24 protein-coding genes are annotated in these 25,682 nt (G+C 70.5%); 23 read left to right on the forward strand and 1 reads right to left on the reverse strand.

The features are described from left to right. Positions 1 to 102: 102 nt before the first annotated feature. The 23 genes from ACWD3E_RS35800 (at position 103) to ACWD3E_RS35910 (ending at position 25,394) form a co-directional block, all read left to right on the forward strand. A complete protein-coding gene (locus tag ACWD3E_RS35800; protein WP_451391684.1) occupies positions 103 to 1,035 on the forward strand; it encodes a conjugal transfer protein in 933 nt (310 codons plus the stop codon). Further along, positions 1,032 to 1,373 carry a hypothetical protein gene (locus ACWD3E_RS35805; RefSeq protein WP_451391685.1) on the forward strand — a complete coding sequence of 114 codons (342 nt, stop codon included), beginning with the start codon at positions 1,032 to 1,034 and terminating at the stop codon, positions 1,371 to 1,373. Before ACWD3E_RS35800 ends, ACWD3E_RS35805 begins: the two co-directional genes overlap by 4 nt. A 5-nt stretch (positions 1,374 to 1,378) precedes the next feature. After that, the gene (locus ACWD3E_RS35810; RefSeq protein ID WP_451391762.1) at positions 1,379 to 1,945 is read left to right on the forward strand and encodes a hypothetical protein; all 567 of its coding nucleotides are present in this window, start codon (positions 1,379 to 1,381) and stop codon (positions 1,943 to 1,945) included. Next, positions 1,942 to 4,632, forward strand: coding sequence for an ATP-binding protein (locus tag ACWD3E_RS35815; RefSeq protein ID WP_451391686.1), 2,691 nt, complete (start codon positions 1,942 to 1,944; stop codon positions 4,630 to 4,632). Before ACWD3E_RS35810 ends, ACWD3E_RS35815 begins: the two co-directional genes overlap by 4 nt. After that, positions 4,632 to 4,979 carry a hypothetical protein gene (locus ACWD3E_RS35820; protein WP_451391687.1) on the forward strand — a complete coding sequence of 116 codons (348 nt, stop codon included), beginning with the start codon at positions 4,632 to 4,634 and terminating at the stop codon, positions 4,977 to 4,979. The genes ACWD3E_RS35815 and ACWD3E_RS35820 overlap by 1 nt, the downstream gene beginning before the upstream one ends. A gap of 1 nt (position 4,980) precedes the next feature. Then, complete coding sequence (locus ACWD3E_RS35825; RefSeq protein WP_451391688.1) at positions 4,981 to 7,716, forward strand: hypothetical protein; 2,736 nt, start codon at positions 4,981 to 4,983, stop codon at positions 7,714 to 7,716. A gap of 35 nt (positions 7,717 to 7,751) precedes the next feature. Continuing rightward, entirely contained in the window at positions 7,752 to 8,870 is a 1,119-nt protein-coding gene (locus ACWD3E_RS35830; RefSeq protein WP_451391689.1) for a C40 family peptidase, read from the forward strand. Further along, positions 8,867 to 9,511 (forward strand): hypothetical protein, encoded by a 645-nt coding sequence (locus ACWD3E_RS35835; protein WP_451391690.1) that lies wholly within the window; start codon positions 8,867 to 8,869, stop codon positions 9,509 to 9,511. Before ACWD3E_RS35830 ends, ACWD3E_RS35835 begins: the two co-directional genes overlap by 4 nt. After that, the gene (locus ACWD3E_RS35840; protein WP_451391691.1) at positions 9,487 to 12,111 is read left to right on the forward strand and encodes an ATP/GTP-binding protein; all 2,625 of its coding nucleotides are present in this window, start codon (positions 9,487 to 9,489) and stop codon (positions 12,109 to 12,111) included. Before ACWD3E_RS35835 ends, ACWD3E_RS35840 begins: the two co-directional genes overlap by 25 nt. Then, on the forward strand, positions 12,108 to 13,022 hold the full coding sequence (locus ACWD3E_RS35845; protein ID WP_451391692.1) for a replication-relaxation family protein: 915 nt from the start codon (positions 12,108 to 12,110) through the stop codon (positions 13,020 to 13,022). Before ACWD3E_RS35840 ends, ACWD3E_RS35845 begins: the two co-directional genes overlap by 4 nt. A gap of 151 nt (positions 13,023 to 13,173) precedes the next feature. Beyond that, a complete protein-coding gene (locus ACWD3E_RS35850; protein WP_451391693.1) occupies positions 13,174 to 13,530 on the forward strand; it encodes a hypothetical protein in 357 nt (118 codons plus the stop codon). 297 nt (positions 13,531 to 13,827) lie between these two features. Beyond that, positions 13,828 to 14,355 (forward strand): hypothetical protein, encoded by a 528-nt coding sequence (locus ACWD3E_RS35855; protein ID WP_451391763.1) that lies wholly within the window; start codon positions 13,828 to 13,830, stop codon positions 14,353 to 14,355. A gap of 311 nt (positions 14,356 to 14,666) precedes the next feature. Then, the gene (locus ACWD3E_RS35860; protein ID WP_451391694.1) at positions 14,667 to 15,248 is read left to right on the forward strand and encodes an ATP/GTP-binding protein; all 582 of its coding nucleotides are present in this window, start codon (positions 14,667 to 14,669) and stop codon (positions 15,246 to 15,248) included. A gap of 176 nt (positions 15,249 to 15,424) precedes the next feature. Then, complete coding sequence (locus ACWD3E_RS35865) at positions 15,425 to 15,979, forward strand: SAF domain-containing protein (RefSeq protein WP_451391695.1); 555 nt, start codon at positions 15,425 to 15,427, stop codon at positions 15,977 to 15,979. A 2-nt stretch (positions 15,980 to 15,981) separates the two neighbouring features. Next, positions 15,982 to 16,863 carry a MinD/ParA family ATP-binding protein gene (locus ACWD3E_RS35870; RefSeq protein ID WP_451391696.1) on the forward strand — a complete coding sequence of 294 codons (882 nt, stop codon included), beginning with the start codon at positions 15,982 to 15,984 and terminating at the stop codon, positions 16,861 to 16,863. Then, positions 16,856 to 18,460: a CpaF family protein gene (locus tag ACWD3E_RS35875; RefSeq protein WP_451391697.1), complete on the forward strand. Its 1,605-nt coding sequence runs from the start codon at positions 16,856 to 16,858 to the stop codon at positions 18,458 to 18,460. The genes ACWD3E_RS35870 and ACWD3E_RS35875 overlap by 8 nt, the downstream gene beginning before the upstream one ends. Positions 18,461 to 18,503: 43 nt before the next feature. Further along, on the forward strand, positions 18,504 to 19,496 hold the full coding sequence (locus ACWD3E_RS35880; RefSeq protein ID WP_451391698.1) for a type II secretion system F family protein: 993 nt from the start codon (positions 18,504 to 18,506) through the stop codon (positions 19,494 to 19,496). Beyond that, complete coding sequence (locus ACWD3E_RS35885; RefSeq protein WP_451391699.1) at positions 19,493 to 20,386, forward strand: type II secretion system F family protein; 894 nt, start codon at positions 19,493 to 19,495, stop codon at positions 20,384 to 20,386. Before ACWD3E_RS35880 ends, ACWD3E_RS35885 begins: the two co-directional genes overlap by 4 nt. Positions 20,387 to 20,404: 18 nt before the next feature. Next, entirely contained in the window at positions 20,405 to 20,593 is a 189-nt protein-coding gene (locus ACWD3E_RS35890) for a hypothetical protein (RefSeq protein WP_451391700.1), read from the forward strand. A 32-nt stretch (positions 20,594 to 20,625) separates the two neighbouring features. After that, positions 20,626 to 21,045: a TadE/TadG family type IV pilus assembly protein gene (locus tag ACWD3E_RS35895; protein ID WP_451391701.1), complete on the forward strand. Its 420-nt coding sequence runs from the start codon at positions 20,626 to 20,628 to the stop codon at positions 21,043 to 21,045. Continuing rightward, positions 21,042 to 21,494 (forward strand): TadE/TadG family type IV pilus assembly protein, encoded by a 453-nt coding sequence (locus ACWD3E_RS35900; RefSeq protein WP_451391702.1) that lies wholly within the window; start codon positions 21,042 to 21,044, stop codon positions 21,492 to 21,494. The genes ACWD3E_RS35895 and ACWD3E_RS35900 overlap by 4 nt, the downstream gene beginning before the upstream one ends. A gap of 68 nt (positions 21,495 to 21,562) precedes the next feature. Further along, a complete protein-coding gene (locus tag ACWD3E_RS35905) occupies positions 21,563 to 21,952 on the forward strand; it encodes a pilus assembly protein TadG-related protein (RefSeq protein WP_451391703.1) in 390 nt (129 codons plus the stop codon). A 7-nt stretch (positions 21,953 to 21,959) separates the two neighbouring features. Beyond that, positions 21,960 to 25,394: a LysM peptidoglycan-binding domain-containing protein gene (locus ACWD3E_RS35910; protein ID WP_451391704.1), complete on the forward strand. Its 3,435-nt coding sequence runs from the start codon at positions 21,960 to 21,962 to the stop codon at positions 25,392 to 25,394. Positions 25,395 to 25,424: 30 nt separating this feature from the next. Here ACWD3E_RS35910 and ACWD3E_RS35915 read toward each other — a convergent pair whose 3' ends face one another. Next, positions 25,425 to 25,673 (reverse strand): hypothetical protein, encoded by a 249-nt coding sequence (locus tag ACWD3E_RS35915; protein ID WP_451391705.1) that lies wholly within the window; start codon positions 25,671 to 25,673, stop codon positions 25,425 to 25,427. Between the last annotated feature and the right edge of the window lie 9 nt (positions 25,674 to 25,682).

Here is a 25,682-nt window from a genome sequence, read left to right on the forward strand (position 1 = left end):
CCCCATCGTGACCATGGTCGGGGGTTCGTGGTCGGTGGTCGGGTCGGGGTCGCCGGGTTTTCTCAAGGTCAACAACATCCGTTCTGACCTGGGAGTTTGACCATGTCCCCTGGCAAGCAGGCCTCACAGAGCGAGGCCGCTGCTCCGATGGCGGCCGGCGCCCGGCTGGAGGCGATGCGACGGCGCGTACGCCTCTCACGCGTGGCCGTCTGGACCGTCATCGCGGCCGGCCCCATCGCCCTCGCCGTCGCCATCACCTCCACCCCGACCACGGTCGCGGCGGCCCCCGGGGCCAAGCCCACCGCCGTGCGCACCACGGCAGCCGGCGCCGACCCGGGCGGCTATGCGCAGGTGTTCGTCGGCGCGTGGCTGCGCAGCAGCGCCAACGACGCGACGAGTGCGCAGGCGCGGCTTGCGCAGTCGATGGCGCCGGACGTCGACCTTCCCGCCCCGGCTTCCGATGCCCGGTCGGCGCCTTGGTCCGTCACGGCGGTGCGCAGTGCGCAGCGCGGCGCCGGCGCGTGGGCGGTGACGGTGGCTGCGCAGTACGCCGACGGCTCGGTGCGCTACTACACGGTGCCGGTGACTGCCAGCCGCGACGGCGCCTCGTTCACGGTGACCGGTGCGCCCGGCGTGGTGGCCGGCCCGGCCCGGGCCGCAGTGCCGAAGTCGTCGTACGCCGTGACCGTCCCGGAGGGGGATCTGTCCTTGGCCGTCGGCCAGTTCCTCGCGGCCTATCTGACGGGTGCCGGGGAGGTTGACCGATACCTCGCGCCCGGCGTGAGGCTGTCGGCCATCTCCCCCGCCCCGTACACGGCGGTCGCCGTTGAGCAGGTGTTGGCCATCGAGGAGGCCGCGGCCTCCGAACAGGTGCCGGCGGACGGCACGAAGGTGCGTGTCCTCGCCGAGGTGGAAGCCCGGGACGCCGACGGTCGGTGGCCGCTGGCGTACGAGCTCACGCTCAAGGCCCGCTCGGGCCGGTGGGAAGTCGCCGCTGTGGAGTCCGGGACCGCCCAGGACGGGGGTGCCCGGTGAACACGATGCACTCTGTGATGCTCGCCGGGCAGCTCAACGATCTCGGTGACTCGTGGATCAACATGTTCAAGGAGTGGGCCACCAAGGGCCTGCAGGCCGGTCTGGTCTGCCTCGTCGTCGTCATCATGATCCAGAAGTTCAGCCTCAAGGCCGGGATCGGCGCCTTGCTGCTGATGATCATCGCGTTGGGTCTGTACAACTCCCGCGACAGCCTCGCGAACATGTTCGAGGACGAGGTGAAGAACCCGGCCAAGGGCGCACCCGCCGTCCCCGGCATCCTCCAGTCCGAACTCCCGGTTTCTCGTGACCACACGCCGGGCGTCGGGGGCTGGCTGTGAGCGCGATGGCCGCGGGACGGGTGGGCCGCTTCTACACCGCCGCCCGCCGCCACCCCTGGGTGCTGGGCAAGGTCGCCGACTGGAAGATCCCGCTCGGCCCCTACACGCCCGCGCAGATCGCGGTCGCCGTTGGCGGCGGCTTCCTCCTGATCAAGACCATCAGCTGGTGGTCGTGGATGGGGCCGGTCCCTATCGTCGCGTGGCTGCTGGCCGTATGGGCGGTGCGCCGGCCGAAGATCCGGGGCCGTGCCCCGATGCCGGCCGCTTTGGGCTGGGTGTTGCTCAGCTGGCAGCCGCGAGGTGGGCGGATCGGCGGGCGGGCCGCCCGCGACCGCGCGCCCCGCCCGCTGCTCGGCGGCTTCACCATCGAGGGCGCGCCCGCGCCCGGCCCCGCAGCGCAGACCGCACCCTCCCCTGCGGTTCAGCGGCGTCCAGCCCGGGCGCCGCACCCGGCCACAGACCGCTCGTCCGCACCCCGCCGCACACAGCCAGGTGCTCCCGCCGTGGCAGCGGGGCCGGTGTCGGGTGTGCAGCAGCTGCTCGCGCTCGCCCAGCAAGGGGGTGCGCGGTGAGGGTTCCGATCCGGCACATCGCCGGGCACCTGGTGTGGTCGACGCAGGGCAGCGTGTGGGCCGTCTACCGCCTTCACCCGGGCCCGGACGCGCAGGGACGCCGTGAAGAGACCGTCCAGGGCACCTACGTGCCCGCCGCCGTCCGTGACGAACAGCTGGCAAAGATCACCCACTTGGTGCGCTCGCTGTCCGGAGCCCCGCGCCTGTACGGCATGTGCGCCCAGGTCGACCCGGGCGAGATCGCCCTGCGCATGATCGAGGGCATCGAGCCGACAGAGCAGGCACCCGGTGAAGGCCGGCACCCATGGGTGGAGAACGTCGAGGCCACGCTGGATCTGCTGGACGACCAGGAGATGCACCGCCGCACCCTGTGGCTGGCCGTGCCCCTTCAGACCGAAACAGGCGGCCTGCAGGTGTCGGCGTCGCTCGGCGCGGCGTGGGCCGAGCTGTCCCCGATGCTGGGCATGCGCCCGGCGCCGGTGGCCCGGCGCGAGGTGAGCGCCTACCGCGAGCAGGCCTCGCGGGTGGAGGCCGCGCTCGCCGGTGGCATCGCCTTCCGCCCGGCCCGTCCGGCGGAGATCGTGTGGATGATCCAGCACGCCCTCCACCGTGGCCTCGCGGAGCCGCTGCTGGCCGAGGCCGAGACCAGCGATCTGTACGGCGGACAGCTCCGGGACGGTGTGCTGCGCTCCCCCAGCTACGCCGACCTCGGCCAGGTCCGCCTGCAGGAAGGCGGAATCGACCCCGACCTCGACGACGTCGACGAGCTCAAGAGCTCCGGCCGGATCACCCGGTCGGGCCGCAAGGCCTGGTGGCGGCTGAACACCGGCTCGCCGCTCGGGCGGCGCTGGCTGCAGGTCGAGTCCGACAACGGGGTGGGCTACCAGGCGCAGTTGGCGCTGGCTGAGTGCCCGCCCGCGGTCAGCCAGAACGCCGCCGATCTGTTCGCCCAGTTGGAGATGCTGGACTTTCCCGTCGACTACACCGTCGACCTGACGCTCGTTCCCGCAGAGAAGGCCCGCGATCAGGTGCGGCGTAAGAAGAACGAGCTGATCGACCAGGCCGACCAGTACGACGCCCGACCGACCGGCATGCCCGCGTCCTTGACCGAGGCCGCCCGCGACCTGGGCGAGCTCGACGCCCGTCTGTCCCGCACGTCGGTCGAGGTCGAGGTGCAGTCGGTCACGGTGCTGACGGTGTGGGGTCCGACCGCCGCCGTGTGCGACGCCCGGGCCCGCGCCCTGGCCGCGTTGCTCGGCGGAGCCGACTACCGCGCCGTGCGCCCGGCCGGCCTGCAGGAGGCCCTGTTCACCCTGGGGCTGCCCGGCACGGTACGGCCGGGTGTCGTGCGGGAGTTCACCCAGCACCAGGTCTCCGAAGACTGGGCGCTGGGCGGGGCCTTCACCGCTGCGGAGGTCGGCGACCCCAACGGGATGTTCCTCGGCATCGACCTGGATTGCGGTACCACCCGCCCCGTCATGATCAACGTGGCGGATGCGCCCAAGGTCGATGCATCCGCCTCGATGGGCATCGTCGGGGATCTCGGCGCGGGCAAGAGCGTGATGCAGAAGCTGATCGCGGAAGCTGTGTGGGCGCGCGGCGGCTGCGCGATCTGCATCGACCGCACCCCCGTACGCGAGTGGGCCACCTTCGCCCGCACCGCCGCCAAAGGCCGCGTCCAGATCATCGACGCCGCCCAGGCCGAAGTGTCCATCGACCCGCTGCGCATGTTCGACGGCCCAGAAGGACGCCACTACGCCCTGTCCTACCTCACCCTGCAGCTCGGAATCGGCCCGATGAGCACCAACGGCGAGGTCCTCCACCACGCCGTCGAGCAAGCCGCCCTCAGCGACGCCCCGTCCATGCACCGTGTCCTTGAGGTCCTCGAGGAGATGGCCACAAGCGAGGTAGGCAAGCGTCAGGACGCGGCGGCGACCCTCGCCGGTCTCATCCGGGTCGTCGCCACCAACTCGCTGGCCCGGATGGTCTTCGACCCGACGCTGCCGCCGGTGCGGCTGGACGCGTCCAGTGCCTGCGACATGATCGTGATCACGACGACCGGGTTGAAGCTGCCGCCGAAGGCCGCGTTCGACAAGCCGGAGGTCCTGCATCAGCAGCCGCTGGAAGCACTGATCGGCCGCGCGGTGCTCTACCTGATCGCGGCGATCGCCCGGCAGACCGCGTTCGAGGACCCCGAGCGGTTCACCGCGGTTGTCCTGGACGAGCTGTACTGGCTCACCTCGTCCGCCGAAGGCACGGCCCTCGTGCACGAGATCCTCCACGACGGCCGCAAGCACGGCGCCGGTCTCATCGCCGGCTCGCATGACGCCGAGGAACTCGGCCCCGACCGGGGCCTGATGGCCTACCGCGCACTCGCCCGCACCGCCGACCGTGAACGCGCCCGTCGCGGCCTGCAGTTCGTCGGGCTCGATTCGAACGACCCGGAGCTGCTGCGGCTGGTGACCACCGGCCTGTCCCCCGTCGGCCAGAAGGGCCGGGAGGGCGAGTTCCTGCTGACCTGCCCGCGCCAGAACACCGGCCGCATCAAGGTCTCCATCCCCCGCATCCCGCGCATCACGACATCCATCACCACCACGCCAGGACGCCGCACAAGCGCTGCCTCGCCTTCCGAGCCGGAGCCGCTCGCCGGTGAAGCCGATCAGACCCGTCCGAAGGAACACGTCTGATGACTACTTCTTCCTGGGACCGCTCGCGGCGTGTTGCCGCCGCCGCGAGCGTCCTCACCGTGATCACCGTCGTGGTTGCCGCAGTCGTGCTCGCCCTGGGGGTGGGCGTGCCAGAGGCATGGTGGCCGCACACCGGACGGGCCTTCGCCGCCGACGGCACGCACCGGGATCCCTGCGCCCTGATCGTAGGCGCGGCCAAGGCGTACTGCGAACGCGGCCCTCGGGGCTCCTCCTCCGGGCAGCACGGCGTGGCCGGTGTTGCGTGGCGTCTGCTGCCCGCCGGTGCAGGGGTGGCTGCCCTCGCGGTGTGGCGGCTGCGGAACGCCGCTGGGCAAAGGCGGCGCTGACGTGTTGCGTCCAGACCGCGCGACCCTGCGTTCGGCCGGCTTCATCGTGCTGCTCACCGGCGTGTTCCTCATGGTGAACAGCCAGGTCGTATATGCGGCCAGCAGTAACAGCGAGACCGGAGACCTGCTCGCCCCGCTGAACATCATCTCCTCCGAAGGCGCGCCGATCAACAGCTACGAGCTGAACGCGCAGGCCGGCTCCCTCCTCGACTTCAAAGGACAGTCACTGGCCTTCGCGCTGTCCGGGCTGTTCACGCTGGTCAGGATCCTGGTCGGCCTGGCCGGGTGGGCGATCGAGTTCGCCTTCCGATTCCCCCTGCTGAAAATCCTCGCCGACCCGGCGCAGAAGGTTGCCGACGTCTACGACAACCTCGTCGTGAACACCCTGGGGCTGAAGGGACTGCTGCTGGCCTGGGCGTTCGTCTTCGCCGGCTTCATGATCGTGCGGGGCCGGGTCGGCCGCGGCCTGGGCGAGATCTTCCTGACCCTGCTGATCGCAGCGTTCGCCGCCTCCATGTTCGTCCGCCCCGACTACCTGCTGGCCCAGGACGGCCCCCTGGGGCAGAGCCAGCAAGTGGCCGCCGAAGTCGCGCAGGAATCGGTCAACTCCTACGACTGGGGCGGAAAGATCGCCAGCGCAGGGCCGTGTGAGAACCAGGCGGGCAACGCGGAGATCAAGTGCCTTCAACGACTGCACGAAGGCCCGGTCTCGGCCAAAGAGGTAGCTCGCCCGATCCAGGACTCGATCACCAACGCCCTGATCGTCAAGCCGTACATGCTGCTGCAGTACGGCCGCATCCTCGACCCGGCCAAGCCCTCCGACCGCGAAGCCTACGAGGTCCACCTGCGGTGGATCACCGGCGGCTACAAGCCCTTCACGGGCGAGGCAACCGGATGCGCCCAGCTCGAGCAGTCGGCACGGTCCTACTGCGAGCAGCACCCGAAGTACGGGGATCCCTGTCGCCTGATCCACGGGGCAGCCAAAGAGTATTGCGAACAGGACACCGGTTACCACCGCGTTCGCAAAGTGCCGGAGGGCGCCACGGACACGGACGCTCTGCTGGTGCCCAGTGAAGATGACCAGGAGTTCGCCTTCTTCCTCGCCGACCTCAAGAAGGCCGGGCCGGTCGGCAAGGCATGTGCCGCCTACGCCGAGAAACCCACCTGGTGGCGCGTCGGCGGCTCCGCGCTGCTGCTGATCGCCGCCCTGTTCATCTGCGGGATGATGCTGAGCAGCGCGATCGTCCTGCTCGGCACCCAGGGTGTCTGCGTCGCAGCGGCGGCCGTCGGCGGAATCACCTTCGTCTCGGGAATGCTGCCCGGGCCCGCGCGCCAGTCCGTGTGGAAATGGCTGTCCTTGTGGGGCATCGCGGTCCTGTCCGTGGTCGGGATCTGCGCCTTCATTCCGTTCTTCGGGATCGCCGTCGACGCCACCATCACCAACGGGCCCGACCTGATGGTGGAGCGGATCCTGCTTCTCGACGTCCTCGCCATCGCCGGCGCGGCCGGGCACCGCCGGCTGCTGACCGGCATCACCTCCTTCGGCCGGCGCATGGCGATGCGGATGCGATACGCCAAGGTCGGCGGCACCCACATGCCCGGCGACACCTCCGAGCTCGGCGCCGCACTCGCCATGAACTCCCCCGCAGCCATGGGCGGCTACGGCGCAGGGCTGCGTGCCTTCACCGGCGGCGGTGGCGGCAGGTTCGGGATGCTCGGCACCCGACAGCGGCTGATGGGCGCGCTCACCTCGTTCTTCGACGGTGCGGGCATGCCAGTGGACACCGGCGGAATCCTCGCTGACGCCACCGCCGAAGCCGGACGCGGCCTGGCCCCGCTCACCGCGGCCGCGGCCGTCGGCGGGCTGGGCGCACGCCTCGGCGCGAAGGGCGCGCACTGGCTGCTGATCGGGCGCCGGCCGGACAAGGAGCAGTTGGCCAAGTGGCGCAAACCGACCGCCGGCGGCGACCCGGACACGGGCGGGCCGGTCGATGGCGGCGGCGGTTCAGGCGGCAGCGGGCCGCGTCGGCCCGCAGGTCCCCCGGACCGGTACCGAAACGAGGACGGGCAAGTCGTCGACCGCAACTCCGGCGAGACTCTGCACGACCAGAACACCGACCGCACCCTGCTGTCCACGCGAGCCCACAACCGGCTGGTCCGCTTCCGCGGGTACCGGATCCTCCACCGGGGCGGCCGGACCGCCTACGGGGCGACGGTCGGTCTGCCGGCCAACATCCGCCGCGCCCGGGCGGGCGGCTCAGCGTACGCCCAGGACGCCCGCCAGCAGGTCCGGGTGTGGGGCAACACGGTCCGTGAGGACCGTCGGGCCTGGGCCGAGACCGGGCGTCAGGTCTCCCGTGACCTGCGGGAGAACAGCGACAGCGGCGGAAGCGGCCCCAGCGTCAGCCGCCGCCTGCCGACCCCAGCCACTCCGGCCGCTGCCCGTCGCTCGGCCACCCCTCCGCGACCCGTGCCCTCCGGTCGTTCTTCGGGCCGTCCGGCCCCTGCCGCCGTACGGCCAACTCCGTCCCCGGCACCGCTCCCTCGCCGGGACGGCCCTGTACCACTGCCTCGGCCCGATCTCGGCAGGCCGGATCGTCCGGTCCCCGGTAACGGTGACGCGGACGGTTCCACAGGCTCCAGCAACCAGGCCCGGATACAGGAGTCGATGCGGCAGGCCGAAGCGCTGCGCGACATGCGGGCCCGGTGGCGGATCGAGGACGGAGAGGATGAATGACGCCGCCGGGACGCCGCGTCCGGAGGTGGGGATGCGTGGTGGCTCTGCTGATGTTTGCCGCCGTGTGCTGTGCCGCGCCGGTGGGGAACGCGATCAGCGCGTACGTCGCGATGAAGATGAAGACGCCTGGAGGGGACGACGGCGGGATCGCCCAGGGCGGCACGGCCGCAGACATCCCGCCGCGGATGCTGACCGCCTACAAGAAGGCCGTCCAGCAGGTCGGTGAGTATGTGCCCAGGTGCCAGGGCATGCGCTGGCCGATCCTGGCCGGTATCGCCAAGGTCGAGTCCAACCACGCCATCGGCCACAACATCGCCGACAACGGCGACATCCGTCCGAAGATCTACGGGGTGCTCCTCAACGGCTCCGGAGCGGGCGGGAACACCACCGTCGTCCCTGACAGCGACCACGGCCGCTGGGACGGCACCGCGGGCGGGGAGCGCGCCGTCGGGCCGTTCCAGTTCCTCCCCTCCACCTGGCAGAGTGTCGGCAAGGACGCGAACGCAGACCAGACGGCCGACCCGCACAACGCCGACGATGCAGCCCTCGGCGCCGCCGTCTATTTGTGCGGCAAGGGTCGTGATCTGACGAAGCGGTCGCAGCTCGTGGCAGCGATCCTGCAGTACAACCATTCAAACGAGTACGTGGCGAACGTCCTTGGGTGGATCGACCAGTACACGGCAGCAGCCAACGACCCGGACCTGAAAAACGTGTCCGGGAAGGTCCGCACCGTCATCGAGGCGGCGCTGTCGCAGCGCGGTGTGAGCTACTCCTGGGGTGGCGGCAACGCCCAGGGCAAGTCGTACGGGATCTGCTGTTCCCCCAGTGGCAAGAGCGGCGCGAACATCAAGGGCTTCGACTGCTCGGGCCTGACCCAGTACGCATACGCCAGGGTAGGGATCCAACTGCCGCGCACCGCGGCCGCACAGGCCCGGGCAGGCCAGCGGATCCCCGCCGGTCTCAGCACGATGGCCCTCAAGCCGGGTGACCTCGTCTTCTACGCCTTCGCCCCCGGCCGCGACTCCACGATCTACCACGTCGGGATCTACGTCGGCGGCGGCCAGATGATCAACGCCGCCCGCCCGGGCACCGTCGTCCGGCTGGACTCAGTCAACGCAATGTCCGGCTATGCGGGGGGAGCACGGCTGCTGTGACCACCACCTTGCGCTCACCGCGTCTGCTGGTGCTGAGCACCGTCATCCTCGCCGTCGCCGGCGTCGCCCTCCTCGGCATGCCGCACGGCCAGGAGCCACCGGTCCCGGCGGCATCCCCGACTGCTCACGCAACCACGGATCCGTCACCTGCGGCCCCTGCGCCGACCACTGACCAGCCGACCGCCGGCACGCCTGCCTCGGCGCCCGCCGCGTCGACACCGGCGGTCCTTGAGTCCGCGCTGCCGCCGCACGGCGACGGCACGGCCGGCGATGCGGCCATCCAAAAGGCGTTGGAGGCCTCGTGGCCCCCAGACCTTCCCTCCCGCGACGCACGCGAACTGCTGGCGGCGGGACGCGACGTCCTGCGCGCCGATGCCACCGGGATCGGCCGCGCAAGATGGCCTGCGGTCTTCCCCGCCTCCGGGCAGGGCTTCGCGCCGGCGTTCGCCGCCGCCCGTTTCCGGATCCAGGCCGCGATCGCCCGCCGCGACGGCAGTCCGGACAAGGCGGTGGTGCACCTGGTGTGGGCCGGCACCGACCGCGGCGGCACCTTCACCGACGGCCGCATCACCGACTGGCACTTCACCCGCACCACCACAAAGAAGGGGGCGTCCACGTGGACTCCGCAGACCCGTGCCTGACCGGACAGGCCTCGGTATCGGCATCCGGCCAGGTGCTCGGCCTCGTCTCCGGCATCGTTCACACCGCCGGCTGGGTGATCACTTACTGGTGGGTCGTGGCCTTGGCCGCCCTCGCGCTCTGGGCCGCGGGCGAGGCGGTGGTGCGCCATCTGGCGCGGAAGGCCTCGGCCGAACGGATGGCGCTGGAGCTCGTACCGTCGCGGCACTTCGACCCTGGTCTGGAGGAGATCTTCCGCCGGGGTGTTCAACTCGCCCGGGCCTCGACGAGCATGCCGTGGTGGGCGCCGCGCCGGTCGAAGGCGGTGCAGATCCGGCTGCGCGCCGACGGCTCCAGCCCTTTGCGCTATCGCATCGAAGGCCCGGCCGGCGGCGAACGCCTGCTGTCGATCACGCCGTTCGGTCCGGCCGTCACCGTGAACCGGGCCCGTCCCCTCGTCGACAAGCCCCGTGACCACGTGGTGCGGGCGGAGTTCATCCTGCGCGGCAAGCCGACCGCACCCCTGCGTGATGTTCCGCTGAGCCCGGACCCGTTGCAGCCGCTGATCGACGCCGTCTCGGACCTCCGTGCCGAGCTGGGGGACCTCGCCGAGATCCGGCTCGACATCCAGCGCGCCCCCAAGTGGGCGCTGCGGGCACGCCGTTTGCATCTGATGAGCAACGCGCGTCGCGCGGAGCGGCGGGAGGCCCAGCGGGCCGACCGGTGGGTGCGGCAGGACGCCACCGGCATCGAGGACTCGCTCACCTGGCAGCTGCAGCAACTGGTCGCCGGCAAGCAGGGCGGAGGCGGGCGCCGACTGGTCATGCCGCCCGCCCCGCGCCGGGTGGACCCGGAGGAGGCGCTGGGCAAGCTCGCCGAGGACGACCACCTGGTGCGGGTGCAACTGCTGGTGATGTGCGCGTCGAACACCGAGGGCCGCGCCCAGGCCCGGCTCGCTCAACTTCAGGCTGCCCTGGATGTGTTCGGCGGCGGCTCGCGCTGGGCGATGCGGGGCTGGAGGGTGGGCCCCTGGCGGTTCGGGGCGGACCGCTGGCCCAGTCGGCGCGGCTTCGAACGCCGCTGGACTCTGGGGCACTGCCAGCCACCCCGTCCGAACTGGGTCCGGCTGGAAGAGCTGACCGGCCTGCTCAAGCCGCCCACGGCGCACTGCCGACTTCCTCTGCTCGCTGGAGACCTGCCGACGTTCGAGCATGGGGATCCCGAGCTGTTGCTGCAGGGGATCTACCGCGGGCCGGACGGCCGCCGACGCCTGGTCGCCACCTACGCCAAGGAGACGCTGTTCGAGGTCGGGGTGGGCAAGGCGGGCGGCGGTAAGACGGAGCGCGCCCTCGCCCAGGCGATCGGCTGGGCCCACGCCGGCGGCGGGCTGATGTTCGTCGACCCGCACCGCGACTCGTGGCCGCGTGCCCTTCCGTTCCTCGCCCACGACCACCTGATGCCGCGGATCGCGCTGATCGACCTCAACGCCAGCGGGCCTGCTCCGCAGCTCAGTTGCTGGAACCCGATCGGCATGCACCAGGGCCAAGTCGCACACGAGGTCGTCGAGGCGACCGCCGACGCCTACGCGTCCGTGCTCGGGTGGAACGACGCCACCGCCCCCCGCGCGCTGACCATCTTCACCGCCGCCCTTGCGGTGCTGGTGGCCGTCAACGAGGCCGCCTGCCAGGCCGGGCGGCCGGAGGACCAGGCCACGATCTTTCACTTGCGGTCCCTGCTGACCGACCCGGTTTTCCGTACGACGGCGCTGACGGCAGTCGAGCCACGCCTGGACGAGGAGACCCGCTCGTGGTGGCGGACGGTGTTCCCGACGCTGCCTATCGACGCGTTCGCCGTCGTCCTCAACCCGATCGCCCGCCTCGCTTCCAACCCCGTCACCCGCGCGTTCCTCGGGCAGCCGGCCGGCGTCTACAACATCCGGGCCGCGATGGACTCACGGATGATCGTGTGGGTGTGCCCGGGCGGGAACGGGCCCACCGACCGGCTGATCACCGCGCTGCTGGCCCGGGACCTGCTGCGGGCCGTGCGCTCGAGGAGGGACACCGCGGAAGACCGGCGGGTGCCGTTCCGCCCGTACTTCGACGAGCTGATCACTCTCACGGGCGCGGCCCCGGAGACGATCGCCGCGATGTTCGAGGACTTCCGCAAATACCGCGTACACGTCCACGGCATGACCCAGCTGCTGGCCCGCCTTCCCATCCCGGTGCGGCTGTCGCTGGTGCAGAACGCCTCCACCCTGGCGTCGACCGCGGGCTCGCAGTCCGCCATCGCCCCGATCACCGCGGAGTGGGGCGATAGGCCCGGCCCGGACGTCGTCGCCGCGCTGGACCGGTTCGAGCACTACATGTCGCTGACCGTTGAGGGCCGCCGGGTCGGTCCCGTTCGGATCACCGGCCCTCACCTGGACGAGGTGTTCGCCGACTACGCCCGCCCGGGCCAGGCCGGGGCACTGGAGCGCGCCGCCCGAGCCACGGCAGGCGCCGCCCCGCTTGGCCAGCTCACCGACCGTGCCGAAAACCAGCTCACCCGCGTAAGCGACTTCCTCGCGCAGCACTCCTCCGCCGCCAAGTCGGCCGTCCATCTGCAGAAGAAGGGATACAAGTGACCACCGCCTTCGAGACCATGCCGTCCGGCCGTACGCCGAGCCCCATTGAGCCGCTGCCGCATCAGCTCCTGGCCGTGCTCGGCCAGCACCGGATGGCGACCACGAATCAGCTCCACGAACTGCTGCGGCCCGGCGCAGCGCGGCAGACCGTCTCCGCACCGCTCAACAAGCTGCGCCGCGACGGCCTGGTGGACTACACCGTGCTGCCGCAGTCCAACCGGTCCCGAGCCTGGTACCTGACGAGCGAGGGTGCCCGGCTGACGCAGGACTTCCCCGCCCTGCGCGGACGTCCTGCGTACCCGATCAACTCGGCCACGGCTGCCTCGCTGAAGACCCCGCACACCCTGACCGTGGTCCGCACCCACCTCGCGTTCGTCACCGACGCCCGCAGGCGCGGCGACGAGCACGGCCACCTGGACTGGACACCGGAGGTCTCGCACCCGCTCAGCGACGGCGAGCGCATCATCACGGACGCGGTGATGCACTACACCCTCATCGGTGACGAGGAGCGGACGAAGCTGCGGGCGTTCGTCGAGGTCGACCGGGCGACCATGGGCAGCGAGCGGCTCGCCTCCAAGCTGATCGAGTACGCACGGCTGTGGTCGTACGAGCCGCAGCCCGTCGGCCGGCCCCGCTCGCGGCAGCCCGCCGCTCCCGGGGCGGCGTGGCTGCGCTGGTATCCCGTGTTTCCCCGGGTGTTGTTCGTGCTGACCGGGGCCTCCCGGTACGTCCTGGGCAACCGGATCAACGATCTGCAGGCCATGGTCGCGGAGCACCCCCTCGTGGGCACGCTGGCCCGGCAGACGCCGATGGGCGCGGCAGTCCTGGACGACCTCGAGGATCGGGGGCCCACCGGTGACGTCTGGGTGCCGCTGGCCGGCGGCGCTTCGAAGCCGTGGACGGAGCTGTGACACCGCGGCCCTGTGGCCGCTCGTTTGTCGCAGCCTCGCAACTGCCTCCAAAACCCCTTGAGGTTTGCTGACGCGAACCAATAGTTTACTGCCGCACAGTAGGGCGGCGGGCTAGAACCGCCCTTCCCGTCCTGCACTTAGGGGATTCCTGATGACACAAGCAACGGAAGCCATTCACATCCACGAAGACAGCGGCGAGAGTGTCTGGCCCCTCGGGACGCGAGCCGTCTCCCACATCGGCAGCGCCTGCGTGATCGAGGGAACCGGCGACTTCGCCCCGAAGGACCTGTACCTCGTACGCCGCCGGTTCCCCGACAGGTACGTGACGCTCGACGGCGACGTGATCACCGTGTGGCCACCCGCAAGGCCGAGGCACCCCGTGGCCGATAACGCCACCGAAGCCGGCCGCCGGAAGAACCGGCGCGTGGAGATCTCGTTCTCACCCACGGCGGACTCGCACGGTCCGTTCGGCTCGGCGAATACGCCTTGCGGTGTGCGGGCGCGATGAGCGTAGGCACAGAACTACAAATCGACATCCAGTTCCGGAAGTGACCAAATGCATCCCGAGTTGAACGGGTGAACTTGCAAATGCAGCTGGGAAGTTGACTGGCATATGCGTAACCTGACGACTACGCCATGCACATCAGTGCAGCTCGACCAGGTTCCACGGGCGTATGCCGGGCGGGCGCCCGTTGCCCGCACCAGGCGCGCCGAACGGGGAGGCAATGTGAACCGCCGCACACACCGGATTCCTCATTCTGCTCTTCGCATCCGAAATCTCGTAGCAGCGTCCCTCTCGTTGAGCGTGCTTGCCCTGGCCGCATGCAGTTCCTCCGATGGCGACAACAAGGCCTCCGCGCACACCTCGGCCCCCGCATCGTCGCCGTCGACATCGAGCGCCTCGGCAGACCCAGAAGCAGTAGAGAAGGCGGCAGTCCTCAAGACCTACGACGCCTTCTGGACAGAGCAGGTCAAGGCGTATGCGCAGGGGGACGTCCAGGGCACGGACCTGAAGAAGTACGCCACGGAGAAGGCCCTCGGCGAGGCCATGGGCGACGTGCTGGTCATGAAGAAGGGTGGCAATGCGACCACTGGGGCTCCCAAGCACCGGGCACAGGTCACCCAGTTGACTCTCACAGGCGCCATCCCTAAGGCAGTCGTGCAGGACTGTCTGGACATCTCAACCTGGAAGACGGTCAACAGGAAGTCTGGGAAGGTGCAGCCGTTCCCCTCGAATCAGCCTCTGCGGTACATCACGACGTCCACGGCGGAGAAGTGGGGGAAGCGGTGGATGATCACGGAAGTGACACCTGAGGGAGACCGCACATGCTGAGGCGATCTCTTCCGGCGGTCTTCTTAGGCAGCGTCGCGGTCTGGGCCGTAACGGCTGCGCCTGCGTCGGCCAATGACGGCCCTGTCATCGGTGGGCGCTGCCATGCGGAAAGTAAGTACGTCACCGTGTGCCGACAGCGGCCAGGCTCGCCGGGCGACTCTCGGCAGCAACCCAGCTCCCCTGCGAAGGGGTCCAACAGGGGAAGTAGTAAACCGGCACCGCCTCAGTGCGTTGCGCAGCGCCTGGATCCGCAGCCACCCGCTGGCGCTCCCGTGTGGCAAGGGCACAAGCCCGGTGACGGAGCGATCTACATGCGGGTGTGCATTAGCGACGCGGTCGGTGGCGCTGCCGGTGCCCAGATCGTGCCGCAGGTCTTCTGGGCAGCCGGTGCGCCCAAAGCCAACGTCGACCCGGAGCAACTGGCGCGAGAGGCCGTCGACAAGATGTTGCTGACGGGTCCCAACATCGCCAGCCCGCGCGCCGCAGGACGTTACGTCGTTGGCATGCCGATGTGGATGTGGGTCAACCAGGGTCCTACGACCTACGGCCCGAACTCGGCCTCAGCATCACTGACCGGGGTGACCGTCACCGCCACTGCAGAGGTTTCATCAATCAGCTGGGACATGGGCGACGGCTCCTCGGCCGTGGTGTGCAACGGACCGGGCACGAAATACAACGCATCCATGGGCAAGGCTCCTTCCCCCGACTGCGGCCACGTCTACGACCAGGCCTCCACCAATGAGACGGGCGGCAAATTCCACGGCACCGCAACGGCCACCTGGACCGTGGACTGGAAGATCACCGCTGGTGGTCCCGCCGAAAACGGGGAATTCACCCAAACCCGCCAGTCCGTCTTCACGGTCGACGTCCGTGAAGTGCAGGTCCTGAACTGAACTTACGTACGGCGTACGAGAGAAAACCCGAAAGGTCACCGCCCGTCATGGAATCTGCAGCGCCGACCGTGCCGCGCCCGAATGGACCCAGCAGCGCTGAGCTACCGATCACCACCACGGCACCCGTCAAACGGGAACGCCGCTGGTCTGTGGCGGCCTTGTGCATCGTGCTCGCGGTGATCTGTGCCCTGGGCGCGGCATGGGCCGTCAACTCCGCCAGTTCGCGTACAAAGGTGCTCGCCGTCGCCCGCGATGTCCCGGCCGGCCAGGTTCTGACGGCAGCGGATGTCACCGTCGCCGAGGTCTCCGCCGACGCGGCTCTGGCCCCGATGCCGGCGTCCGACAAGGCATCGGTGGTGGGGAAGCGGACGGCCGTCGACCTGCGTCAGGGCGGACTGTTGCTCTCCTCGCAGCTGGCTGCCGGCACTGGCTTGGGGGACAACAAGGAGCAGGTCGGTGTCCTGGTCAAGCGTGGCCAGGCGCCAGCCGGCACCCTGGCGCCCGGTGACAAGGTCCTCGCGGTCACCACTCCCGCCCAGGGCAGCACGGCGACGGCGAAGGACGACCCCAGCGCCTCGTCGATCAGCACCGTGGTGGTGTCCGTGTCCCGCCCGGACGCCTCTGGCGCGGTCGTCGTCAACCTCGCCGTCGGCGCGAGCGACGGCCCTGCGCTGGCCAGCCTCGCCTCCCAGGGCCGCATCGCCCTCGTACGGGAACCCCGGAGCAAGTAGCCATGCCCGTCACCGCTCTTGTCTCCGTGAAGTCGTGCGGCGTCACCGCCAGCGCGCTGGCCCTCACCCTTGCCTCCAAGCGGCCCTCGCTGCTCGCCGAATGCGACCCGGCCGGCGGCACCATCCGGGCCGGCCTGCTGGCCGGGCAAGCCGGCGCGGGCTTCGGCCTCTACCACCTGGCCCGTGCCGAACGTACCGGGCTTGAGGCCCTCGCCCACGCCTTCGCCTCGCACCTGTGGCCGCTGGATCCGGGCGGACACCGCAAGCTGCTGCCCGGCCTGACCGACCCGGCCCAGGCCGCCGCCCTGGCCCGCACCTGGGATGCTCTGGCCGACGTGCTGCACATCATGGCCGAACAGGCGGGCTACGACGTCTTCGTCGACGGTGGCCGTCTCACCCTGGAGGCGGGCCGTCTGCATCCCACTCTCACTCCGGCCCCCTTGCTGTACCGGGCCGACCTGGTCCTCCTCGTGGTGCGCGGCACCGAGCAGTCCCTGACCCTGGCCCGGCACGTTCTGCCGGTGCTGCGCGCCGAGTTGCAGGAGCAGGGCTCCGGTGCCGATGCGCTGGCCTTGCTCCTGATCGAGGATGGCGACTACCGCGCCCATCGGGTCGCCGAAGCCCTCGGGGCGCCGGTGCTCGCCGCGCTGCCGTACGACCCGGGCCCCGCCCACTACCTCACCGCCGGCGGCCGCCCGCCGCGCGGCTACGGGCGCAGCCCTCTGCTGCTGCACGCCCGCACCGCGACCGAGCACATCGGGGCCGCGGCGGCGCGCCGCCGGATCCATCAGCACTACCCGCGCCCTGCGGCCAGTGACCAGGTGGCGGGGATCCTGCAGCGGCTGTCTCAGCAACATCCGCAGGCGGGGGTGAGCGGTGGCTGACGTGCATCAGCGGCCCGGCGTCGATGGGCACCAGTCGGCCATGGGGCGCGACGACATCGCCGGCCTGCTCACCGGTCACCTCGCCCAGCGCCGCTCCCCCCAGGCACCTCCTGCGCCGGCGGCGCCGGTGTCCACGACGGTTCCAGCTGCGCGGACCAGTCCCGCCGCGGTGCCGCGGCTGGCCGATCTGCCCGGCGAGCTGCCGGTGCCATGGGAGGTCATCGAGTCCCTGCAGGCCGATGTCTCCAAGGAACTGAGCGCACGCGATCCGCAGCGGCTCATGGAGGAGGCGGACCGGCGTGCCCTGGCCCGCTCCCTGGCCACCGCCGCCGTCGCGGACTGGGGAGCCAAGTACGCCACCCAGGCTGAAGTGCCGCTCACCGAGGCCCAGGAACAGGCCGTTGCCACGGCGGTGTTCAACGCCATGTACCGCGGCGGACGTTTGCAGACCCTGCTCGACGAGGACGGTGTCGAGGACGTCATGGTCGACGGGGTGCGCGCCTATGTCGAATACTTCGACCGGCCGCGCCGCGTCATCGACCGGGTCGCGGACTCGCACGAGGAGCTCATCGCCTGGGTCAATCGCATGTCCCGCTTGTCCGGGCATGGCGAGCGCGCGCTGACCCAGTCCACGCCGATGGTGGGCTTCCGGCTGCCCGACGGCTCTCGCGTGACGGCGTCTTTGCTCACCAGCCGTCCCTCGGTCGTCATCCGTAAGCACCGGCTGCGGGATACGGGCATGGGCGAGCTGCAGGCGTGGAGGACCCTCAACCCGATTCTGGATTACTTCCTGCGGGCCTGTATCCAGGCCCGGATGAACGTGCTCGTGGTCGGGGACATGGGCTCCGGCAAGACGTCCCTGCTGCGGGCGATGGGCCGGGAAATCCCTGCTGACGAACGGATCGTCACCCTGGAGTCGGACCGCGAGCTGTTCCTCGACGAAGCCTCGGCCGCCGGGAGACCCGGCCCGGTGACCTTTGCGTTCGAGGCGCGGCAGTCCAACGGCGAGGTCCTCGGCGACAGGATGGCCGGCGAGATCACCATCTCCGACATGTTCCCTATCGCCTTGCGCTACAACGCCACCCGCGTCGTCGTCGGCGAGGTCCGCTCCACCGAGATCCTGCCCATGCTGCAGGCGATGTCGGCCGGTGGCTCAGGCTCGATGTGCACCATGCACGTGCGCCGCCCGCACGCCATCATCAGCCGTCTGGTGCAGCTGTGCACCGAGGCCGGGATGGCCACCGAGGCGGCCCACCACCTCATCGCCGCCTCGATCGACGTCGTCGTCTACATCGCCTACGACCGCAGCGACCTCAAGTACGGCGGCCACAAGCATCGTTATGTCAGCCACGTCCTTGAGGTCCACGACGTGGTCGGCGAAGGCGGCCGGCCGACCGTCACCGAAGTCTTTGGCCCGTGCCCGCCGTCGGAGCCGCGCGCGGTGTTCAAGAACATGCCTTCCTTCATCGGCGAGCTGGAGGACATGTCCCGCTTCGACGATCTTGAGGGCAGCCCCTCCTTCCACCGCACCTGGCTGACCGACAATCCGCTCGGCGCGTGGGGCGGGCCCCTGCAGCGAAAGGGGCCCTCGTCGTGACGCCATCCGTCCCCACCCTTCGGGCACGCGCTGGGGAGGCACAGTGACCATTTCCGAACTCGCCCTGTTCGCAGCCCTGTTCGCGGTGCTTGCCGCCCTCGCCCTCGTCGCCGTGGCGCGTGAGATACGCGGCCACACGCCTGATCCCCTCAAACCGCGCCGTCAGGTCGCCGCCCGTATCCAGCGCGCGCGGGCCGAACTGCCGGAGAAGTGGCAGGCCCGCTGGCGCTACCTGCTCACCCTCGCCGGTGTCGTCACCCTCGCGGTGTGGGCATACACGGGCTGGCCCGTCCACGGCCTGCTCGCCGGAGCCGCCGTTCTCGGCCTCCCGTTCGTCCTCAACCCCGGCACCTCCGCGCAAGCGCGCATCGAACGCCTCGAGGCTCTCGCCCAGTGGCTCAACCACCTCGCCGGTGTGCACACCGCCGGTATCGGCCTGCCGGCCACGATCCGTGCCTCGGCGAAGAACGCCCCCGCGCCAATCGCGGCGAACGTCCGCGCCCTGTCCGAGCGGCTGCGCGCCGGCATGGAGGCACACGACGCCTACGACCTGTTCGCCTACGAGATGGCCGACGGGGTCTTCGACCACGTGGTGCTGCTCTTCCAGTCGCACGCCGTCTACAAGGGCCGGGGCCTCGCCAACGCCCTCGAGAAACTGGCCCTCACCATCCACGAGCAGGCCGCTGACGCCCGCGACGTCGAGGCCGACCGGGCCAAGGTCCGCAAGTCCGCCCGCCTGGTCTCCATCGTCGTCCTCATCGTCGTCCTCGGCTGCATGCTGAATGAGGGCTGGTCGGGCTGGTACCAGACGCCAGCAGGACAGGTCGTCCTCGCCTTCCTGGGCGCCGGCTTCGCCTGGACGCTGATGCTGCTGCGCCGCATCGCCCGCACCGCCCCCGACCCGCGCCTGATCGAGATCGACAAGCGCCGCGCAGGGGACATCGCCGCCGGCTTCGCGTTCGGCGCCGGTGACGCACGTCCGCAGTCCTGGTCTCCGGCAGCCGCCGCCCTTGCCCAGAAGGGGGACGTACGGTGATTGCCCTCAATGTCATCGCGCCCGCGGCAGCCGCCGGCGTCCTGCTCGGACTCGGCATCCGCGCCGCCTGGCCCGCGAAACCTGATCTGACCAGCGCCCTGGACCGGCTGGACGCGAGCAAGACGCCCACCGTCCTGGCCACCGGTGCCCCCGCCCGCACCGGATCGCTGCCCGAACGAGTCGGCAACCGGCTCCTGGCCGACTTCGGTGACCGCATCGCCCTGCCGATGCGTGACCTGAACCTGCTGCGCATCAGCCCGGCCGAACACCTCGGCAAACGGGTCCTGTTCGCCCTCTACGGCCTGATCATTCCGCAGCTGCTGCAAGCCATGCTCGCCCTCGCCGGTGCACCGTTTCCCTACGTCGTCCCGGCGGGCCTCTCCCTCGGTCTGGCCGCCCTGTTCTGGCTGTGGCCGGGCCACGAGGTCGCCAAGGAGGCCGCCGAGACCCGCCTCATCGTCCGGCACGCGGCCGCCTCCTACCTCGAGCGCGTAGCACTGGCCCGAGTCGCCAACTCCGGTGCCGCCCAGGCCCTGACCGAGACTGCCCGGGTCGGCGAGAACTTCATCTTCGAGCGGATGCGGCAGGTCTTCCACCAAGCCGACCTCGCCGGTGTCACGCCGTGGGACGCCCTCCGGCAGCTCGGCGAGGAGCTCGACATCCCTGAACTCACCCGGCCCGCCGACACCCTCGCCCTGGCCGGAGACGGCGCGCCCGTCTACACCACCTTGCAGGCACAGGCCCGGCAACTGCGCATCGCACTGCGCACCGATCAGAAGGCCAAGGCCAACGAGGCCTCCACCGCCATGATCCTGCCGGTCACCTTCGGGGTCATCCTCATGATCACCTTCGTGATGATTCCCCTGACGATCACCATTCTCGGCAGCTGACACAAAAGGAAGAACACGATGGACCTCACCTACCTCACGACCCTGCTGCGGGCCCGATGGGAGCAGATGAAGAACGCCGGCGACGCCGGCCAGTCCACCACCGAACTCGCCGTCATGGCAGCGGTCCTGATCGTGGTGGCCGGACTCGTGGTCGCCGCCATCAGAACAAAGGTCCTGGAGAAGATCGGCATCATCAACGGAGGGTGAGGACGGATCCACGACCAAGGAGGGGAAAGACAGTGAAAGCGCACAGGTGCAGCGGCCACTGGCGGGCACGGGCCGCCCGGCTGCGCGCAGATCGCGGGAACGGCAGCGTGGAGGTTGCCGTCCTGGCTGTGGTGGTGCTGATGCTGGTCTTCACCATCATCCAGGTCGGCTTGTACTACCACGCCCGCAAAGTCGCCCAGTCCGCGGCGCGGCAAGGCGTCGACACCGGGCGCCAGTTCGGCTCCAGCCCGGGCGACGGCGTCGCCCAGGCGCAAGGCTTCCTCGCCAAATTCGGCAACAGCGTGCGCGGCGCGTCTGTCTCCTCTGCGGGCAGCACCGCCGAGGAGATCCACATCACGGTCACCGGGCACGTGGCCACCCTCGTTCCCGGACTGGAACTCACCGTCAGCCAGGACGCCCGCGGCCCGATCGAACGCTGGACGAGCCCGTGATCCGCCTCCGTACGTCCGCGCGTCGTCGAACCGGCCGCGACCGGGGCAGCGCCTCGCTGGAAGTCGTGGTGATCGCCCCGGCCATCATCGCTCTGCTCGGCCTGATGATTGCCTTCGGCCGTGTCATCGACGCCGATGGGGCTGTCGACGCGGCTGCCCACGCAGCGGCCCGAGCTGCCTCCCTCGAGCGTGACGCCGCCAGCGCCCAGGCCCAGGCCCGGGCGGCCGCCGAGGACAGCCTCAGCGGCGACGGCGTCACCTGCCAGACCACCGACGTCTCCGTCGACACCTCCGGCTACTCCCTCGACGTCGGCCAGGCGGCCACCGTGACCGCGACGATCTCGTGCACCGCGCGCCTGTCGGACATCGGACTGCCCGGCCTGCCCGGATCCAAGACCCTTACAGCGTCCTGGACCAGCCCGATCGATACCTACCGGGGGCGGCAGTGATCCACGCCGTACGGAAGCTGCTGGCCCGCTGCCGCGCCGAAGCCGCCGCGCGAGGCGATCGCGGATCCATGTCCCTGTTCCTGGCACTGTCAGCACTCGCCATCCTCATGGTCATGGGGCTGCTCGTCGACGGCGGCGGCGCCCTCAACGCGTCCAACCGGGCCACCTCCCTTGCCCAGGAGGCCGCCCGCGCCGCCGGCGAGCAGGTCGATGCCGCCCAAGCGATCCAGGGCACCGCCATCACCATCGACCCCGTAGCCGCGCGCTCAGCCGCCCTGGACTACCTCGCCGCCGCGCACGTGCAAGGCGACGTACAGATCAGCGACGGCGGGCAGACCCTGACGGTGACCGTCCATGACGCCTACGCCACCCACTTCGCATCCCTGCTCGGCGTGGGCACGATCCACGTGAGCGGCACGGCGACCGCCCACCTGCAAACTAAAGCCACTGGAGGCTGAGCCGCCCATGGCCCCCCGCACCCCGAAGCCACTACGCGCCACCGGCGCACTGCTGCGTGCCCTGATCGGCCTGATTCTCCTGATCGCCCTGGTCGGCGGTGTCCCCCTCGCTCTGCTGACCCTCGGCCACCAGCCCACCGAGCTGTCCGGCGGCCTCGACCTGCTGCTGCAGCAGGACGACGGCACCGTGTGGCTGGTCGTGCTCACCCTGATCGGGTGGGCCGCCTGGGCCGCGTTCGCCTTCAGCGTCGCCCTCGAAATCTTCGCCGTCGCCCGCCGCCGCTCCGCACCCAGCATCCGCGGCCTGGGCAGCATGCAGTCCCTGGCCAGCTTCCTGGTCGGCGGCATCGTCCTGCTGGCCCCGACCGCCGCATCAGCCGCCACCACACCCGCCATCGCCGTCACCCAGACCGTGAGCGGCGCCACCGCGAGCGCCACAGCCACACCCAGCAGCACGCCCACCGCCAACGCCAGCCTCCCCACCCACACCGTCACGTCGGTCAGCGAGACCCCGTGGGACCTCGCCGAGACCTACCTCGGCAACGGGCAGCGATGGAAGGACATCGCTGCCCTCAATCCCGACATCCCCGAACTGACCGCCGGTGACCAGTACCTGCCGCAGGCGGCGGTCATCAAGCTGCCCCTCGACGCCCGGCCTTCCACCCCCACCACCGGCGACAACGCAGCAGACAACACCTCCGAGACCTCCGCGTCAGCAGGCGTGCGCACACAGCTGGGTGACCGTGCGCCAGCCGCCTCCGAGACGAGCGAACACGAGGTCACCGCGCGGGCCGGCGACTACCTGTCGAAGATCGCCCAGAAGGAACTCGGTGACGGCAACGCCTGGCCACAGCTGTTCGAGGCCAGCCGGGGCAAGCCCCAACCGGACGGTCTTCCCGCGATCACCAACCCGAATGTGATCTACCCAGGGCAGCAGATCACCGTGCCCGGCGCCCCGTCCAACCGGCACGATCAGACGCAGAACTCCGGGCGTGCCAGCGATGGGCATGCCGACGACTCCGGCAGCCCTCCGCACACGCCCTTGGCCACCGCAACTCCCCACGATCAGCAGGACGATGGGCACAGCAAGGGGACGAAGCCGGCACCCGCACCGAGTCAGGCGAGCGCGCCCGCGTCGGTGGCGCCCAGCGCGCAACCCAGGCAGGGGCACGGCCGACCGTCCGCTACACCACAGCCAAGCCACACCTCCTCCAAAAACTCCGCGTCGGCGCCTGCTGCCCCGTCCCTTCCCGCTGCCTCCTCCCCCGCCGCCACGGCGTCCCAGACGCCCCTCTCGGCACCGTCCGACGGTCCGCTGAACCTGCGCACCGTTCTCGGCGCCGGCGCACTGCTGGCAGCCGCCATCACAGGAGCTCTCGCCCTGCGCCGTACGCTGCAGCGCCGCCGCCGCAACCCCGGCGAGAAGATCGCCATCGCGTCGGAGACGTCCACGGCCGAAGCCCAGTTGGCGGCAGCCGCCGAACCTGGCGGCGCTGCCCGTCTGGACGTGGCGCTGCGGACACTGGCCCACCAGACAGCCCAGGAGGAGGACACGCTCCTGCCGCAGCTGCGGGCTGCCCGGATCGGTGCCCGCGCGGTGGAGGTGCTGCCCGAGGATCTCGCCCAGGACCCTGTGGCGCCCTTCGCCGCCGGGCAGGGCGGATGGTGGATCCTGCCCGCTGATGCCGTCCTGCTGGGCGAGGAGGAAGCCCGCGAGGTGCCGGCGCCGTATCCGGGGCTGGTCACGATCGGCAGCACCGAGGCGGGCGGCCTCCTCCTGCTCAACCTCGCGCAACTGCCCGCGCTGCTGCTCGACGGCAACCCGGTCCATATCACCGAGGTGTGCACCTCGCTCGCACTGGAACTCGGGATGAGTCCGTGGGCGGGCGAAGTCGAGGTCGTCACCGTGGGGTTCGGCGAGGACCTGCCGCAGCTGCTGCCCACGGCGCGGATCGCCCACATGCGCCAGGCCGCGCACGCGCTGCGCGATCTGAGCGAACGCCTGCTGGAAGCGCACCAGATGCCCGAAATCCAGCATCAGCCGTATCTGCTGCTGTGCGCATCCTTGCTGGACGAGGACACGGCCTGGCAGTTCGCCGACGTCATCGACCGGGCGGGGCCGGTGCCGGTCACGCTGATCGCCCCGGCAAGTACAGCGGCCGCTCGCTTCCCCGAGGCGGAGATCCTCAACGCCTCCCTCAGCGAGCCGCAGAACCTCGACTACGCCGGCACCGACATCACGGTGCAGCGCCTGGAGCATGCCGCCTACCTTCAGATCACCACCGCGTTGAAGGTGTCGGGGCAGCCGTCCCACCCGGCCGAGGGGCCCTGGAAAGACGTCCCGGATGAGCTCGATGGCGTGCAGCAGCGCGAACAGGCATCGCCGCAGGAGTCCGCGCCCGCAACCGCCGCCGCCTCGATCCCGTCGCCGACGGCGGGAACGGAGGTGAGCGGCGAGGTCTTCCCGGCCCTGCTCGCCGCCAGCACCGATCCGTCTGGGCTCCGTCTCCTCTCCCCCGCCTCGTCGTCGGTGGGACTCGACGACGAAGCCGGCCCGGGCACCGAAGCGGCGGTGCCTTCGGCCCCGGCGCCCCCATCTGATGCGGACTCCGCCGACGCAGCACAGGGCGTGGAGGCCGCCGTCGAGGAGCCCACAGCGCCGCAGGCGCAAGAGTGTGAGGCGCAGGACCTGCACGCCCCAGAGATCCGGGTCCTGGGGCCAGTTGAGGTGACGGGCGTGGACAGCACCGGCCACGGCCCGAGGATGGCGCAGCTGGCCGCCTTGCTGTACTTCCGGCCCGGACGGAGCGCGGATGTCCTGTGTGCCGACATGGATCCCGTCAGCCCGTGGTCGACGAGCACCCTCAACGCGCGCATGCAGGGCCTGCGCAGCTCCCTGGGCAGCGACTCGGCCGGCATCCTCTACGTGCCGCGCCGCAAGGCGGGCGAGGACCCGTACCGTCTCGCGCCCGGCGTGCGCTGCGACTGGACCCGTTTCCTCCAGCTCGTCGAACGCGCACTGCCGCTGGGCCCGTCCGGCCTCACCGACCTGGGCAAGGCACTGACCCTCGTGCGTGGCAAGCCGTTCGGTGGCCGGCCCCTGCCCTGGGCCCAGCCCTACCAACAGGAAATGATCACGCGGATCATCGATGTCGCACACACCGTGGCCACCTACCGCACCCCCGCAGGCCCCCACCACGACCTCAACGCCGCCCGCCAGGCCGTCGCAACCGGCCTCGATGTAGACGACTCGGCCGAGCTGCTGTACCGGGACTGGATGCGTCTTGAGGCTGCGCGCGGAAACCGCTCCGGGCTGCATACCGCGATCACCCGCGTGCAACAGGTCAACCGGGCACTGGACTGCTCGCTGGAGATCGAGACCACTCAACTCATCAACGAACTCCTCAACAGCTCGGGCACGGCGACCCGCAAGGCCCTGTAGCCGTGGGTGCACAGGGCCGCGCGGTACGCACTACTGGCTGGGGGCAACGTCCGCAGCCGCATAGGCGAGCAGCTTGCTCAGGGCCGCCTCGTCGAACGCGGGCGGCCGTGTACGCCACTGTCCCAGTGTTTCCCGTACGGTCTGCGCAACCGCGTGCGCGTGCTGGGCCAGGCCGTCGTCCAGGACGGCCACTCCCCCGTCCTGAGCACGCCCGGTGACGATGACCGGCCCGTGCATCGGGTACAGGACGATGCCTCGCCAAGCGCTCGCAGGGCCCATGCGCTGATG

It is taken from the genome of Streptomyces sp. NPDC002676 (assembly GCF_053592455.1).

Coding starts and splice junctions, on each gene's coding strand:
- ACWD3E_RS35820 (WP_451391687.1), top strand. CDS start 4,632: ATGACTACTTCTTCCTGGGACCGCTCGCGGCGTGTTGCCGCCGCCGCG.
- ACWD3E_RS35910 (WP_451391704.1), top strand. CDS start 21,960: ATGGCCCCCCGCACCCCGAAGCCACTACGCGCCACCGGCGCACTGCTG.
- ACWD3E_RS35890 (WP_451391700.1), top strand. CDS start 20,405: ATGGACCTCACCTACCTCACGACCCTGCTGCGGGCCCGATGGGAGCAG.
- ACWD3E_RS35810 (WP_451391762.1), top strand. CDS start 1,379: ATGGCCGCGGGACGGGTGGGCCGCTTCTACACCGCCGCCCGCCGCCAC.
- ACWD3E_RS35870 (WP_451391696.1), top strand. CDS start 15,982: ATGCCCGTCACCGCTCTTGTCTCCGTGAAGTCGTGCGGCGTCACCGCC.
- ACWD3E_RS35800 (WP_451391684.1), top strand. CDS start 103: ATGTCCCCTGGCAAGCAGGCCTCACAGAGCGAGGCCGCTGCTCCGATG.
- ACWD3E_RS35915 (WP_451391705.1), bottom strand. CDS start 25,673: ATGGGCCCTGCGAGCGCTTGGCGAGGCATCGTCCTGTACCCGATGCAC.
- ACWD3E_RS35860 (WP_451391694.1), top strand. CDS start 14,667: ATGCGGGTGTGCATTAGCGACGCGGTCGGTGGCGCTGCCGGTGCCCAG.
- ACWD3E_RS35850 (WP_451391693.1), top strand. CDS start 13,174: ATGACACAAGCAACGGAAGCCATTCACATCCACGAAGACAGCGGCGAG.
- ACWD3E_RS35905 (WP_451391703.1), top strand. CDS start 21,563: ATGTCCCTGTTCCTGGCACTGTCAGCACTCGCCATCCTCATGGTCATG.